We start from the raw sequence: 15451 nt of genomic DNA, 5'->3' as shown, positions 1-15451 counted from the left end.
AGGTATGGAAGTAATTAACGCTATCGGTAGAAGAAAAGCAGCAGTAGCTCGCGTTTATGTAAACGAAGGAAAAGGTAATATCACGATCAATAAAAAGAATCTGGAAGAATACTTCACATTACCGACACTTCAGTATGTTGTAAAACAACCTCTTGAATTATTAGGTGTAACCGGTCAGTACGATATCCGGGTAAACCTTGACGGAGGTGGTTTCAAAGGGCAGGCAGAAGCATTACGCTTAGGTATTGCCAGAGCCTTGGTAGAAATTAATGCAGAGAACAAACCTCAGTTGAAAGCCGCCGGCTTCCTGACCCGTGACCCACGTGAAGTTGAACGTAAAAAACCGGGTCAACCGAAAGCTCGTAAGAGATTCCAGTTCTCTAAACGTTAATAGCAGTTTAGTATCTAAATTGACGGGACTTCTGATCAGGACTACCCGACAATTGCTTAAATTAAGAATGTAAACTTTTAGAAAAATTATTTATGTCTGTAAATTTTGACGAATTATTAAATGCAGGTTGTCACTTCGGACACCTCACCCGTAAATGGAATCCTAAAATGGCTCCGTATATTTTCATGGAGCGTAATGATATCCACATCATCGACCTGAACAAAACAGCTATCCAGTTAGACAAAGCTACTGCAGCTTTAAAACAGATCGCTAAATCAGGACGGAAAATTCTGTTTGTTGCAACAAAGAAACAGGCTAAGGACATTGTTGCAGAAAAAATTTCTAATATCAATATGCCGTATGTAACGGAAAGATGGCCGGGCGGTATGCTTACCAACTTCCCGACAATCCGTAAGGCTGTTAAAAAAATGACTACCATCGATAAGATGGAAAAAGACGGTACATTCGATCACCTTTCTAAGAGAGAAAAACTCCAGATTGCCCGCCAACGTGCAAAACTGGACAAGAACTTAGGAAGTATCGCTGATTTGACCCGTCTTCCTGCAGCCCTTTTCATTGTTGATGTTATGAAAGAATACATCGCAGTAAAAGAAGCCCGGGCATTGGGAATTCCGGTGTTTGCTATGGTTGATACCAACTCTGATCCGGACACGGTAGATTTCGTTATTCCGTGCAACGACGATGCATCTACTTCTATCTCTTTGATCATGGACACGGTTTGTGACGCTATCAAAGAAGGCTTGAACGAAAGAAAAGCTGAAAAAGATAAAGAAGGAGACAAAAAGCCTGTCGGCAAAAAAGCTGAAAAGGTAAACGCTGAAGCAGGAGCCGAAGAAGCCGTTGAAGTAGAAGAGGTTGAAGAAACCCAAGAAGCAACAGAAGAATAAATCGATTTCAGATTTACGATTTCAGATTTACGATTATAATACTCTGAGTAAAACAATCTGAATCCGGAATCGTAAATCGTAAATCTTAAATCAAAAATCAAGTTATGGAAATAAAAGCAGCTGAAGTAATGAAGTTGCGTCATGCAACGAATGCAGGGATGATGGACTGTAAAAATGCGCTTATCGAAGCCGAAGGAGACTTTGATAAAGCAGTAGACATTATCCGTAAAAAAGGTCTTGTAGTTGCCAGCAAACGTGCCGACAGAGAAGCCAAAGAAGGCTGTGTATTGGCTGTTGCCGAAGGCAAAAAAGGCGTTATGGTTAGCTTGAATTGCGAAACCGACTTCGTAGCTAAAAACGAAAACTTTATCAACTTCACCCGTCAAATCCTCGACTGTGCATTAGCAAATATGCCGGCTGATAAAGAAGCTCTGCTGGCTTTGAATATCGAAGGTCGTTCTATCGCTGATCAGATTGCAGAACAGACCGGTGTTATCGGTGAAAAACTGGAGTTGGCATACTACGGCAAAGTAGAAGCTGAAGCTACAGTCGCTTATATCCACCCGGGTAATAAACTGGCCACGGTCATCGGATTCAATAAAGAAGCCGACAACCAGGTCAAGAGAGATGTTGCTATGCAAGCAGCAGCTATGGCTCCGGTATCAATCGATAAAGACGATGTTCCGGCAGATATCGTAGCTCACGAGTTGGAAATCGGTAAAGAAAAAGCCCGCGAAGAAGGTAAACCTGAAAACATGCTTGAGAAAATTGCTCAAGGACGTTTGAACAAATTCTTCCAGGAAGCAACTTTATTGAACCAGGCATTCGTAAAAGAACCGAAAGAAACAGTTAAAACTTACATACAAAGTCATGATAAGGATTTAACCGTTACCTCTTTCATCAGATTTACACTGAATGACTAAAAATAAAAGCGCCTTTCGGGGCGCTTTTTTTACAATCAGACCAACTTATCTCTCTTTCTCTTTTACCAATGTCACGTATTTGATAAAAATATCGGAATACCAGCGGGAACCTTTAGGACGATGATTATCATCATATACATCTATCAACTCCAATTCCACTTTATCCAGAACACTTTCCGGTAATGTCTCCTCCGCATTCCGGGTGGAAACCAATACAAAAGGCAATCCAGCGGGTAAAGAATCTTTCTGCATATCCCAGGGCAATATTCTGCGCCCGGCCTCATACACCAATTCAATACGCAAATTTTCCCCTTCGGGATAATAAAACGGGACCCCTGACAATTTTTCTATTTTCCGGACACCGTGTATGCTTTTCCATTCCACATTATTGAATAAATTAGCCACAGAGGGCATCAGGAATATCTCAACAATAAAAAACAGGAATACCACGCCCCAAAGCATTAAATAAGGCCGGATTCTGACAATAGAACGAACCAGCAACCAGAATACAAGCAAAAATAAACAGGCAATAAAAATAAAACGCCCCAATCCCATCTTATCTTCTGCATAGAAAAGTACATACACAGCCACCGGTAAAACCAATCCCACCAAAGCAATTACCCCGGCATTGATACGGAATATAATTTTATCCGGATTCAGCAAACCTTTTCTACGGATCTGATGTGACCAATAAACAAACAAATGAGCGACAACCAAAGCTGCCGGAATCAGTATCGGCAATAAATAACGCGTTTTTTTCTCCGGAAGCAGAGACAACAGGATCAGGACGGAAAAAGTCCAGGCTACAGTCAGCAAATATTCCTTTTTTAAAGTCACCCTCTTTTTCCAGTAAGGCCAGATCAAAGCCGTAATCAGAAATAGCGACCAGATACCTGACTCCAGGAAAAATTTCCAATAATAATACCAGGGCCGGACATTATGTGACAACCAGGCCGTAGATTCCTTATCAGCCGCAAAAAGTGCCATATCCCGATGATACAAAAGAAGGTATACGGGCCACCAGCAACTGATAGCCAGGCAAATCAACACCATGACCAGCAAAGGAAAACCTTTCTTTTTAAACGACGGCCGGTAAAGGATAAAATAAGACAACAGGAAAGGCAACAATAAAGCATAAAAGGATACAGGACCTTTCCCTAAAAAAGAGAGGCCCATCAAGACCCCGGCCATACCGAAATTCTTCCACTGCCGGCCCTCCTGTTCAAAAGCTTTATAAAAGAAATAAATGGCCCCGAGCATAAAACTGTGGCAATAAATATCCCAGGTCGCCGTTCGTCCCATCAATATAATATTGAAGGAAGTACACAACACCAGGGCCGCAACCAAACCGTAACGCCGGTTATTCGTCAGTCTGGAGGCAAAAGCATATAAAAAAAACACCAGCAATGTCGCTGCAATCCCGGCAACAGCCCTTTGCAGGGAAAGATTATCCGGAGATATCAACTCAACTCCGGCCGCCAGCCAGGTGGGGAGAGGCGGTTTTTCCAGGCGAAGCACACCATTCATTGTCGGCACCAGCCAATTGTCGTACTCAACCATTTCATGGGCCGTAATCAGGTTACGGGACTCCATTATATCCGGATAAACTACCTTATTATGAATAAAAAAGGTAAAAAAGCAGACAATCCCTAACAATAAAAAATGGAAATTCTTTTTGTCATACATAGCCGAAAAATTAGAATTTATCACCAATCATCAGACAAATGTAATATTTTAATTGTAGGATTTAAATTTTAGATTTTAGATTTATAGACCGAATAAGTGATCACGTATCCGCTTGAGACAGCATCCAAAATCGTAAATACATAAAAATCAATAAGGCGAATTGTATCCGTCTTTAACACATCTTACACTTCGGGGAATTTCCAAATTGGCATGTTCTGAACTCAAACTGGAAGCATTGATCAGCCAAATCGATGCCGTACCGTCGCCATTTACCGGAGAACCGGACCACCATCCACCTCCCACAGAAGCCGATCCGAATGCAGAAACATCGAAATTATCGTTCAGATTACTCCAATCCTCGTTTGTAGGAATACGCCATCCCTGGGGACATATATTCGTCAATTCATTGTAAGTATACCCGTTTGCTTTCGTATATTTCAGATCTTCCGTCATCCACAATTTATTATCGAAACGATAAATCGTATACGTACGCTCATCCCGGGTGTCAACAAACGGATCTCCCAAAACCCAAGTCGTCTCTACCGTCAGAGAAGAAGTCCACACCCGTCCTTTTTGATCTGTCAATAACAGCACAACTTTATTATGATCCCATGCCCCGGGCGCTTGAATCGTCAACGTACCGGAACCAACGGCTTCGTCATAATACTGCAATACCTTCCAATTACCACCGACAATTGTCGTCAATGATAAATTCTTAGCATAGGAACCACTGACCGAAAAATTGACATTTTCACTGGAATTCTTCCGTACGGAAAGTGTACCGCTGACATTAAACGCAATAGTTATCTCTATATATTTGGCTACTTTGAAAGTAGTGCCGTCAGCCATGCTAAACAGGACATATTCGTCAGAAGATACGGCATCCACGCTTTCAATCAGAGAATCCCCTTTATCGCCCTTTTCTCCGCTCACCTTATACCACAATGTCCCTCCATCGACAGACAAATAATACGCAGACATAACAATCGCATTCCCCGCAGCATCTTGAGTCACCGTTACCGGTAATGTCGCACCGGCAGCAACCTGAGGCGTCGGAGCATCTTTTCCGGATACCGGAACATAACTACCGTCCGGAGTTGTCATAAACGCATCGTTCACTGTCCAATATAAGGTTTCATCTCCAGGTGTCGCGGGGTCTTTTTTCATTCCGATCACCGGAGAACTGCCTTCCGGGCCTTCCGCTCCGGGATCGCCTTTTTGCCCGTCCACTCCGTTATAAATCTTGTACGAAGGAGATATTTCCTGTCCGGTAATATCCATCAGCTTAATCTCCCAGCCGGTTTTTCCCCCCTCAGCAACCGGATCCAAAACGTCGATGCTCTTGATATATTTCGTTTTATCCAATACGTTTTTTAAAGCTTCAAAATTAGTATTCAAAGCATCCAGTTTATCTTTGATCTCCGTTACCCATTTTTTCGTCGGCACATCCACGACAGTACCATCCGTAAACGTAAAACGGATCCAATATTCATCGGGTTTTACCAACTCTGCCGTAAAACCGGCATCGGCAGGGTCTCCCGGTTTGCCATCCTCACCCGGCGTACCCTTCTCACCGGATACCCGTACCCATGCAATACCTCCATCCACCGACAGATAAACCGCCGCAATATCGATGGCATTTCCGGAAGCGTCTTGAGTAATGTGCAAATCATTCTGCAACTCTTGTCCGCTCTTCAATTGCGGCAGAAGCGCATCCTTACCGTCCTGTCCCGGATCTCCCGGAGTCCCGCTGTCGCCTTTATCCCCCTTGGCCGGGAAACGGTTCCCCCCTTCATCCATGATATATTCCCCATCCTTCGTCCAATAATAACCGCCGTCCGCCGGATCCTGCTTTATGGAAATTACCGGAGTTGCAGCATTTTGCCCATTGTAAATCTTTATCGTTTCACGAACACCGTTTTTCGTATAAATCAATTCATAACCGCTTTTTCCATCCTCATCGAAAGGAGTTACAGAGGTTATGATAATCCCGTTATTGAGAATCTGATCGATAGCATCGATACGGTCATTCATATCCTGAATAGTCTGCTGAATCGTATTCATCCATTTTTGAGTCGGGACAACAACAGGATCCGCCACATTTTTCAACGTAAGGGTCAACCAATATCCGTCCGCCGATAAAGACACATTTTCAAAAAAGGAATCGCCGGTATTACCATCTTCTCCCGGTTTTCCGGGTTGACCTTCCGGACCGGACACTTTTGCCCATGTCACACCGTCATCGACAGAAAGGTAAAAGGCAAAACCGTCGATCGGATTGCCCTCCATATCGGTAGCGACAGACAACATACTCCCTAGTTTCAACTGCGGAGCCGGTGCACTCTGTCCGGGAACACCGGCCTCTCCCTGCTGACCGTTGACCGGAATCGGATTGCCGGATGCATCTTTCAAAAGCTCGCCGTTGACGACCCAATAATAATTTTTATCGTCGCCCGTACCTGCCTGAACGCTAATTGTCGGAGTCAATCCTGCCAATCCGTCTGCACCGTCCCGGATGATAATCGTCCGGTCTCTTCCGCCGAATGTGCGGCATAACAATTCATAAACCTTCTTTCCGTTCTCCGTTTTTTCCGTTACACTCCTTATAATCATCCCCCCTTGTAAAAACTCTTTGACGGCGAGTACGTCCGCACTTAAACGAGTCAATTGCTCGGCCATATTATCGATATACAACTTCGTCGGGACAACAATATCCTCACTTCCGTCACCTAATTTAAACGTCACATAAAAACCGTCGGGATCTCTCACAACTTCTACAATCAGCCCACTTTGCCCCGGATCTCCCTGTTCCCCTTTATCCCCGGGGATACCCTGATCTCCGGTAAGCCTTACCCATTGAGAACCGCCGTCCACAGAAAGGTAATTAGCAGCCGGAATAATATTCTCTCCACCGATTGCCGTTGAAATGCCGGCATTTATCAGCTCCGTACCGGTTTTTATCTGCGGAGCTCCCAGTGCATCCTGCGCATTCGCTTTAATCGGCTGCCCGTTATACAATAAATCGACACCGTTGATCGTCCAGTAAAGATCGGACTGGTCCCCTCCATCTGCCGGGGTTGCGCTCCGTATACCAATCACCGTATTACCGAGCAATATTTCTGTACCGTCACTAAATGCAATTTTATATTGCTGCACATATCTGCCGTCCTCACTCCGTATTTCCGTTACTGCAGTTATATATTTGCGGTCCGCAACCTGATTCAGTAAATTCCACACATCCGTAAACTCCGTATTGATCTCATCAAACTTCGACTTTACCCAATCATACAAAGCGACCTTTATTTCTGTACCATCGCTCAAAGTAAAAATCACCCAACCGTTCGTCGCATCTATCTCAGGCGCCTTTTTAAAAAAAGCATCTCCGGTATCTCCCTTATCTCCGCTATCGCCTTTCTCTCCCGAAACCCGGGCCCACGTCACTCCGTCCACAGACAAATACCACACCCCGGCAACAACAGGTTGCCCCTGAACATCCGCCGGCACCGACAATGCTTCCCCCAATTGCAACTGAGGCGTAATTGCACTCGCTTTTACAGGTTGTCCGTCAATCAATAACTTCTCTCCGTCGACTGTCCAATAATAATCATCGCCTTCTTTTACCACACGTATCTCCGGAGTAGCTCCGGCAGGACCGGTAACCCCATCCTTACCGTTATAAACATCGGAATAAGTCGCATCATTATAACTGATCCGCCAGCCGATCTCCTTTCCCTCTGCATCTTTCAAAGGAGCAACGTCCGTAATGTATTTGGCATTCGTAATCCAAGTATTCAATGTGATAGCTAAATCATTTACCTGCTGCACCAAAGTTTCCGCCCAAGCCCAGCTCGGCACCCGGATCTCCTGACCGTTAGACAACAGAATAATCACCGTCATTCCATCCGCAGATAAGCTTATCGATTCGATCAGACAGCCGTCACCTCCGGTATTTCCGCCACTTCCTCCCGTATTCGCTCCATCTTTCCCCGATACACGTACCCATGTCTGACCTCCATCAACCGACAGATACCAAGCGGTATTCACAATCGTTGCTCCGGTCTTATCCTGCAAAACAGCATTATCGATCAAATCGGCCCCTATCTTCAGAGCAGGCTCTGTCACAGAAGCCTTTATCGCCGTAACCTCCCCGTTAATAACCCAATATCCGTCAGCATTGATCTCGACAGTAGGTGTAGAACCGGATGCTTTTATATTCGTCACAACCCCATCGATTACCCAATACCCATCGGCATTGATCGTAGGAGTTATACCGTCTTTTCCATTCATCCGGAGCGGATTTCCTGCTGCATCCGTTAACTTCTCTCCATTCAAAGTCCAGTACCATTCTTCATTCTCCTGTACGACACTGATGACGGGAGTCTCCCCGTCTTTTCCATTATATACCCGGAAAGAGGTATTATCCGTAAAAACAATTTCCCAACCGGATGCCCCGGTCTCTGCATCTTCGAAAGGACGGGTCTCCTTGATCATCGAACCGTTGATCAAGGTCTGCAACAACTCAACCGTCTTATTGATCTGTTCACATCGCTCCTGCAACTCCAAAATCATCACCTCTAATTTCGTCTGTTCGGAATATAAGCGATCGATATCTTCCTTATAGCATCCGGCAAAAAATAAAACCGACAACAATAACACACAAAGCTTCTTCATAACCTTCTCTTTTGAACACACTATCTTTTCTCAACCTTAGCAGGATTTGCCGAATAATCCAATATCAAGGCGTTCTTTATCATGTAATCGTCAAATTCACGAATAAAAGCATCCCAGTATTTTTTCTGTACTTCCGGCAAAAAAGCCCGCGCTTCTTCCTTACTGTCGTAAACGGCATACAGGTAACGGTAGAGCCTGTCTTTCACCAAACGCACCACCCGGATGCCGGGTGTATCTTTGAAGAAAGCAACAGGAAAAGGATTCGTCATGGCATAAATCTGTATCGCATACTTAGGCGTTGCATTCTGCCGAATTTCCGCCGGAACATTATCATCCGTAAAATATCCGGCATATTCCTCCCGGGCCTGAATAGCCTGACGTACCAGAGTATCGAACCCTACTTCCTCGATAATATCGGGTTGCTCCGTACGGATCTTATTCATCAGGCGCATCACCCATTCTTCATGGTCATCCGGACTGCCGGCGGGCAGCACCGGAGGGGCTTCTTTCTGTACAATATACAATGTATCGACAACCCGCTCGACTTTGACAACCGTCGTCGTGTCCCGGTTTTGTTTCTCCAGCAGAACAATCAACCGGGCCATCAATTCCTTCTCATTCTTTTCCCGTTCTTCTGCTTTTGCCAACAACGCGGAAAGCTCTGCCGAAGCAACGGCAGAACGACGAACCGGAGCATAAAGAATATTATCTTTTTCCCGTTTCGACTTCCGGTTGATTTTATAAATCAATGAAATTTTCGTACTCCATAAGAAATCATCTTTGGCCTTCGACAGATTATCGACACCGTCAAAAGTATTGTTCGTCGTCCAGATAATACCTGAACTCAACTGCATATCGAAACGGGAATTGATCCGTCCCCGCAAAGCCAAATCCGCTCCCAAACCAAAATCCGGACCTCCGTTCAAAGAACCGTCGGTTACTTTTCGTTTCTGCTGATTGTAAACCGTCGCACGAAAATGCTGCATATAAACAGCCGGCTGCAACAATACTGTAAACCGTTGTGGATTCTCCGGCTGAAAAAGGATACGATTCAAATTAAAAGCCGTCTGGATTCCGATATTGAAAAAACGAACCTGAGAATAAATTTCCGAAAAAGGCGTCCCGGGTAACGTCGGCAAATAATAGGTCGTACCGTCCGGTCCCAATTTACGGTCCAAGGCGTAAGAATGAGCCCCCGCTTTATTCATACCGTAATCTAAAGAAAGAGAAATTCCCAAAACCGGATTGAACTGGTAACCGCCGAATGCTCCGAAAGAAACGCCCCAATAGGTTTTACGGGCTGCAAATGAAGTTAAATTACAAAATACAAAAGGCTCTCCTATAGAAATCCCTGCAGTCCAGTGTGAATATTTATCGGCACCATCTTCTTCTCCGGATTTCTCAACAGACTGAGCATAACCGACAGAACACACCTCTAGCAGTACCCAAAAAAGGATTAATACATACTTGCACATTACAACTTACAACTATTGAGAGTTTTAGTAGTGCAAGTTTTATAAAATTATAATCATTTGCAAATTTTAATTAATTTTATTTACAATTCAACAATAAAACACCTGTATTCCGAATGCTTCGCCCATACTTCCCACATACAGAAATATCCCCCATCTTACCATCCGAATGATAAGAAACAGATCATAAAAAGGTGTAACTCATCCCTGCGGATTTCGTTAAGATTCAATAAAACAAAACCGAATTACGATGAAAGCCTGGAAATACGTTCTGCTCCTCATTGCTTTTATACCTCTCCTCTATTTCAGGGATTTCACCCCGAACAACGAACTAAAATACCTGAGTATTGCCGACGAAGCAATCCAAAACAAAACCTTTCTGACATTTTACAACCACGGACAGATCTATGCGGATAAACCACCCTTGTATTTTTGGATCATCATGGCAGGCAAATCACTACTCGGTTTTCACAGTATGTTATTCATCAGTCTATTCTCCCTGCTTCCCGCATTGTTAATCCTTTATATACTCAACCGGTGGCTCTCACCGTATACCGATAAAAAAAATTTACAGACATGCAATCTCATGCTGATCACCTCCGGCCTTTTCATGGGATCGGCCATCGTATTACGTATGGATATGCTGATGTGCCTTTTCATATTGCTCGCACTCCATACATTCTACAAAATTTACATCGGCCAGGCATCCCCCCGGGATAAGACGCTATTACCCGTATACATATTCATGGCCTTGTTTACGAAAGGCCCTGTCGGTTTATTGCTGCCTCTGGTTTCCATATCGGTCTTTTTACTTTTACAAAAAAAAATCGGCACATTCGGACATTATCTGGGCTGGAAACAATGGGGTATATTATGTATGCTATGTCTGATCTGGTTTTTAGGGGTATACGCCGAAGGAGGAAAAACCTATTTGAATAACCTTCTGTTCAGGCAAACCGTCCACCGCGCAGTCGATGCCTTTCATCACAAACAACCTTTCTGGTATTATTTCAAAACCATCTGGCATTCGCTGGCCCCTTGGGTACTATTTTACCTCACCGTCATTCTGATCGGTTTCCGGGATAAGCTATACCACAGAGACATCGAAAAATTTTTTCTCACAGTTATCGTTTCTGCATTCGTCATGCTATCGCTGTTCAGCAGTAAACTGGATATCTATCTGCTTCCGGTATTTCCCTTAATTGCCGGACTCTCTTTCTTACTATTACCACGCATTCCGCTGAAAACAATCAATTTCAGCATCATCGTACCGGCCATTCTGCTGATACTGGCTTTTCCAGCCTCCTACCTTCTTTCCGATAAAACCGGCTATACCTACCCTTTCCTGCTTCAATGCAGTTTATTTCTTTTTGCCGGTGGAGCCACATTTTGCCTTTATGCCTTGCATCAAAAAAAATTCTACCAAGCCGTAAACGGCTTGGCCGTCGGTTTGCTCTGCGGCCTATTTGTCATGGGATTTGCCATTCCTCAACTTAACAAACACATCGGATTCAGAGAATTATGCGAAAAAGCGGTACAAATTGCCAGTGATCAACACATCTGTCAATACTACTATTACAACATCAGAAGCGGGGAAAACATGGATATTTACCTGCAACAGAAAATCCGGAAAATAGATATAAAACAACTCGAACAATCAGACGGACAAGAAGACTTCGTATTATTTATCCGCCGAAAAGACATACTGCGGACACCCGGACTAAAAGAACTGATCAGTAATAAAATCAGATATCCGTTCACAAAATACGACATCGTCATCTTCCAAAGAAAATGACGATGTCCCGATAGCTCTTGCAGTAAAACAAGGAAATCTCAATACATATCCGTAATGTCCCAGACAAAAGCACGGATACCGTTTTCTTTATTTACCTCATCTAACTTTTTAACGTATTTCAGGATCAAAGGAACCATCTCTTCTTCTACGATTGTAATCGTAGCAGAATTCATTTCCGGCCAGGTATGGGATCCCATTCTGGGCTCTCCGCCCTCTGTCCCGGCGCCGTTTACCATAGGCCATTGGGTAAAGCCTTTTATCCGTAATTGCTCCAGGATATACGCGACACGCTCGGTCAAAGCCTGATTGTATGTAATAAATACCGCTTTCTTCATCTGATTCTTGATTTTAGATTTACAATTTGCGATTTCGGTTACCTTCTGTAATCCAAAACCGCAAATCCAAATCGTACATTATTTTTTAGGTAAATCTCTTTCGGGATCGAAATCACTCATAAACTTAAACTGTTTGCTAAGCATCTTTTTCTTGTCCCGGCTACCGCTCTTATCCATAGAAGCATATACCGCCGGAACGATAATCATTGTGATAATGGTCGAAAAAACCATACCACCGATAACCGCAACACCCATCGGACGCCATGTTTCAGACCCCTCACCGATACTCATTGCCATCGGCACCATACCCAGAATTGTCGTCAACGAAGTCATCAACACCGGGCGTAAACGTGAACGGCAAGCCAACGCAATAGCATCGTACAGGCGAATACCGCGCTCCCGCATCAAATTGATAAAGTCGATCAACACAATACCGTTTTTGGTTACGATACCCACCAACATAATAGCACCCAAGGCCGCTACGATACTTAACGTCGTATTGGTTATCAACAAGGCTAAAATTACACCAGTAAAAGCAAACGGAATAGCAAGCATGATAATGAAAGGCATCTTAAACGATTCAAACTGTGCCGCCATCACAATATATACCAACATCAACGACAACAACAACAACAATATCAACGAACTGAAAGATTCCTGCTGATCTTCATAGCTACCCCCGATATACATGGACACATCCTGAGGGATATTTTCCAGATTGTCAATAATTTGTTGTGAAGCCAAAGCAATATCTCCTAAAGCGACTCCGGCAGCCGGCGTAATGGATACCTTCAGAATACGCTGTTTACTCTTACGTTCGATATTCGGCGGAGAGAAATACTCTTTAATTTCCCCTAATTCTTTCAACCGGACTCTTTCTCCGTGTCCGTCCGTAATCAATATATTCTCTATTTCCGTAATGGAAGAGCGATATTTCTCATCAAGACGTACAATAATATCGTATTCTTCTCCGTTTTCTTTGAATTTACTGTTCCTAAAACCATAAACACGGTTACGTAAAAAAGAACCGACCTCGGAAGTTGTCAACCCATGACGGGCCAGCTTATCCTGGTCCAGAATCACCTGTAACTCGGATTTGTCATCGTCACGGCTGATCTTGATATCCTCTGCTCCCGGAATCTGACGGGCTTTCACTGCAATCTCATTTGCCAGTCTGGTAGTGGTATTAAAATCATGTCCCATAATTTCGATATCCACAGAGTTACCCCCCATTGAACCACCGCTACTTGAGGTACTTACCGTATATTGCAACACATCCGGGAATCGCTTCAAAATATTACGGACCTGATCGGCAATAACAAAAATATCCCGGTCCCTGTCCTTAATGTCCACCGTACGCAAACGCATATTCAGGATATTGTTACCGGTACTGTTCATCATGGAGGCAAACGAAGCTTCTTCCTCGCTACCGTAAGATAAGTTGATAATTGTTATCTCCGGTATTTCCGCACGAATGACAGAGTCGATCTGTAAAGCCACTTCCTTGGTAACCTCTACCCGCTGCCCGGACTGCATCTTCACATATACACTCATCGAACTTTGGTCATTCTGCGGCATAAAGTCGGTTTTAATAAAACGTGTTAAACTACACGAACCGAGGAAAATAGCAAACATCGATGAAATAATAAAGGTCTTATGACAAAGCACCCACCGTATGAGTTTCTCATAGCCGGCATCCAACCGGTCCAACTGCTTAGAAACGAAATGATAGAAACTAAAGCGGCTTTTTTCCGTTTTATCCTGTATCTTCATCAACTGAGAACAAAGCATCGGCGTCAAGGAGATTGCCGTAACAGTAGAAGTACATACCGTAATACAAACGATCCATCCCAATTGCTTGAATAAGATACCGGTCATACCGCTTACCAATGTCAAAGGGAAGAACACGGCTACCGTTACCAGAGTTGTCACGATGACCGACAGCCACACCTCATTCGTCCCGTATTTAGCAGCTTCACGCGGACGGCTCCCCCTATCGATGTGCTTTGTTACATTTTCCAATACCACAATCGCATCATCCACAACCATACCGATGGCGATCGAAAGCGAAGACAGGGAAATGACATTCAAAGACTCTCCGGTGGCAAACAAATAGATAAAAGCAACAATCAATGAAATAGGGATGGTCAATGCAATGATAAAAGTCGCCCGCCACCGGCCCAAAAACAAGAACACCACCAAAACCACAAAAATCAATGCATACATCAACGAACTCTGCAAATTGTTGATCGATTTTACAATGAAATCCGAGTTATCCGAAATAATCTGGAACTTGATATCGGAAGGCAATTCCTTTTGTGCTATCTCCAATTGCTTTTTAGCTTCCTTTGCAACCGCCACGGCATTTGCATCCGTCTGTTTCGTTATCAGCAAAACACCGCCCCGTCCCCGGTTAATCGTCTGCTCCAGAGTAATATCCTTAATCGTATCCCGAACAGAAGCCACGTCGTGCATATAAATGGTCTTATCGTTTTGGGTACCCAAAACAATATTCTTGATTTGATCGCTTTCTTCAAATTCCCCTTCAACGCGCAACGTATAATCCATATCCCCCATCTTCACATTTCCCGAAGAAATATCTTTATTTTCCGCCAGAATCTTATTAGCAATCTGTTCCAGTGTCAGATTATAGGCTTCCAACTGATTGGGATTGAGATCGACATAAACGACACGTTCAGGAGCACCGGCAACGATAACCGAAGCCACTCCATCCACCCGGTTTAAACGGGTAATCAATTTATCATCCAAAATTTTGTCGATACCCGGATAAGATTCATTTGCCGTAACAGCATAAATCAAAATCGGCATCATAGATGTATTGAATCGCATAATTGTCGGACGGTCGATATCATCGGGCAGATTCTGCATCGATTTATCCACTGCATCACGCACATCGTTTGACGCTTCATCCAGATTCACTTCCCACTCAAACTCCAATGAAATAACAGCCAGGTTATCATACGAAGTAGAAGTCATCTCTTTCAGATTATCTACCGAGTTCAACTGGTCCTCCAAAATCTTAGTTACATTTTCCTCAATATCCGAGGCATTAGCTCCCGGATAAGTCGCCATAACCGTAATATAGGGTGGATCCATCTTCGGATACTGATCTACAGGCAACTGTATATAAGAGGCAATACCCAACACCATAATAGCCACAAAAACCATCAAGGTAGAAATAGGTTTATTTACCGCTGAATTATATATACTCATCTTCTTAAAATTTAATACTTAAAATTTAGCGTAAAG

9 protein-coding genes are annotated in these 15451 nt (G+C 43.7%); 4 read left to right on the top strand and 5 right to left on the bottom strand.

Going from position 1 to position 15451, the window contains the following annotated elements; translation table 11 throughout:
* Window positions 1-4 precede the first annotated feature (4 nt).
* From rpsI to tsf, 3 genes are all read left to right on the top strand, one after another.
* Window positions 5-391 carry a 30S ribosomal protein S9 gene (gene rpsI, locus DD657_RS08040; protein ID WP_021987881.1) on the top strand — a complete coding sequence of 129 codons (387 nt, stop codon included), beginning with the start codon at window positions 5-7 and terminating at the stop codon, window positions 389-391.
* Between the two features lie 92 nt (window positions 392-483).
* Entirely contained in the window at window positions 484-1299 is an 816-nt protein-coding gene (rpsB, locus tag DD657_RS08035) for a 30S ribosomal protein S2 (RefSeq protein WP_021987880.1), read from the top strand.
* Between the two features lie 104 nt (window positions 1300-1403).
* Window positions 1404-2222 carry a translation elongation factor Ts gene (gene tsf / locus DD657_RS08030; protein WP_021987879.1) on the top strand — a complete coding sequence of 273 codons (819 nt, stop codon included), beginning with the start codon at window positions 1404-1406 and terminating at the stop codon, window positions 2220-2222.
* A gap of 45 nt (window positions 2223-2267) precedes the next feature.
* On the opposite strand, the gene DD657_RS08025 is transcribed toward tsf, so the two are convergent.
* The 3 genes from DD657_RS08025 to DD657_RS08015 all read right to left on the bottom strand — a co-directional run bounded on the left by DD657_RS08025 (window position 2268) and on the right by DD657_RS08015 (window position 10054).
* The gene (locus DD657_RS08025; RefSeq protein ID WP_287049501.1) at window positions 2268-3908 is read right to left on the bottom strand and encodes an ArnT family glycosyltransferase; all 1641 of its coding nucleotides are present in this window, start codon (window positions 3906-3908) and stop codon (window positions 2268-2270) included.
* Between the two features lie 147 nt (window positions 3909-4055).
* Window positions 4056-8579 (bottom strand): PL29 family lyase N-terminal domain-containing protein, encoded by a 4524-nt coding sequence (locus DD657_RS08020; RefSeq protein WP_287049499.1) that lies wholly within the window; start codon window positions 8577-8579, stop codon window positions 4056-4058.
* A gap of 20 nt (window positions 8580-8599) precedes the next feature.
* The gene (locus tag DD657_RS08015) at window positions 8600-10054 is read right to left on the bottom strand and encodes a putative outer membrane beta-barrel protein (RefSeq protein ID WP_021987876.1); all 1455 of its coding nucleotides are present in this window, start codon (window positions 10052-10054) and stop codon (window positions 8600-8602) included.
* Window positions 10055-10301: 247 nt separating this feature from the next.
* Between DD657_RS08015 and DD657_RS08010 the strand changes: the two genes are divergently transcribed.
* A complete protein-coding gene (locus tag DD657_RS08010; RefSeq protein WP_287049498.1) occupies window positions 10302-11846 on the top strand; it encodes an ArnT family glycosyltransferase in 1545 nt (514 codons plus the stop codon).
* 38 nt (window positions 11847-11884) lie between these two features.
* On the opposite strand, the gene DD657_RS08005 is transcribed toward DD657_RS08010, so the two are convergent.
* Together DD657_RS08005 and DD657_RS08000 are read right to left on the bottom strand one after the other, a co-directional pair.
* Window positions 11885-12181: a PG0541 family transporter-associated protein gene (locus DD657_RS08005; protein WP_021987874.1), complete on the bottom strand. Its 297-nt coding sequence runs from the start codon at window positions 12179-12181 to the stop codon at window positions 11885-11887.
* A 78-nt stretch (window positions 12182-12259) separates the two neighbouring features.
* Window positions 12260-15415: an efflux RND transporter permease subunit gene (locus tag DD657_RS08000; RefSeq protein ID WP_021987873.1), complete on the bottom strand. Its 3156-nt coding sequence runs from the start codon at window positions 15413-15415 to the stop codon at window positions 12260-12262.
* Window positions 15416-15451: the final 36 nt, after the last annotated feature.

Origin of the sequence: Culturomica sp., assembly GCF_003524185.1 — a bacterium.
In the GTDB taxonomy this organism is placed as follows: Bacteria; Bacteroidota; Bacteroidia; order Bacteroidales; family Marinifilaceae; genus Culturomica; species Culturomica massiliensis.
This window is presented reverse-complemented; position numbering and strand designations above follow the sequence as displayed.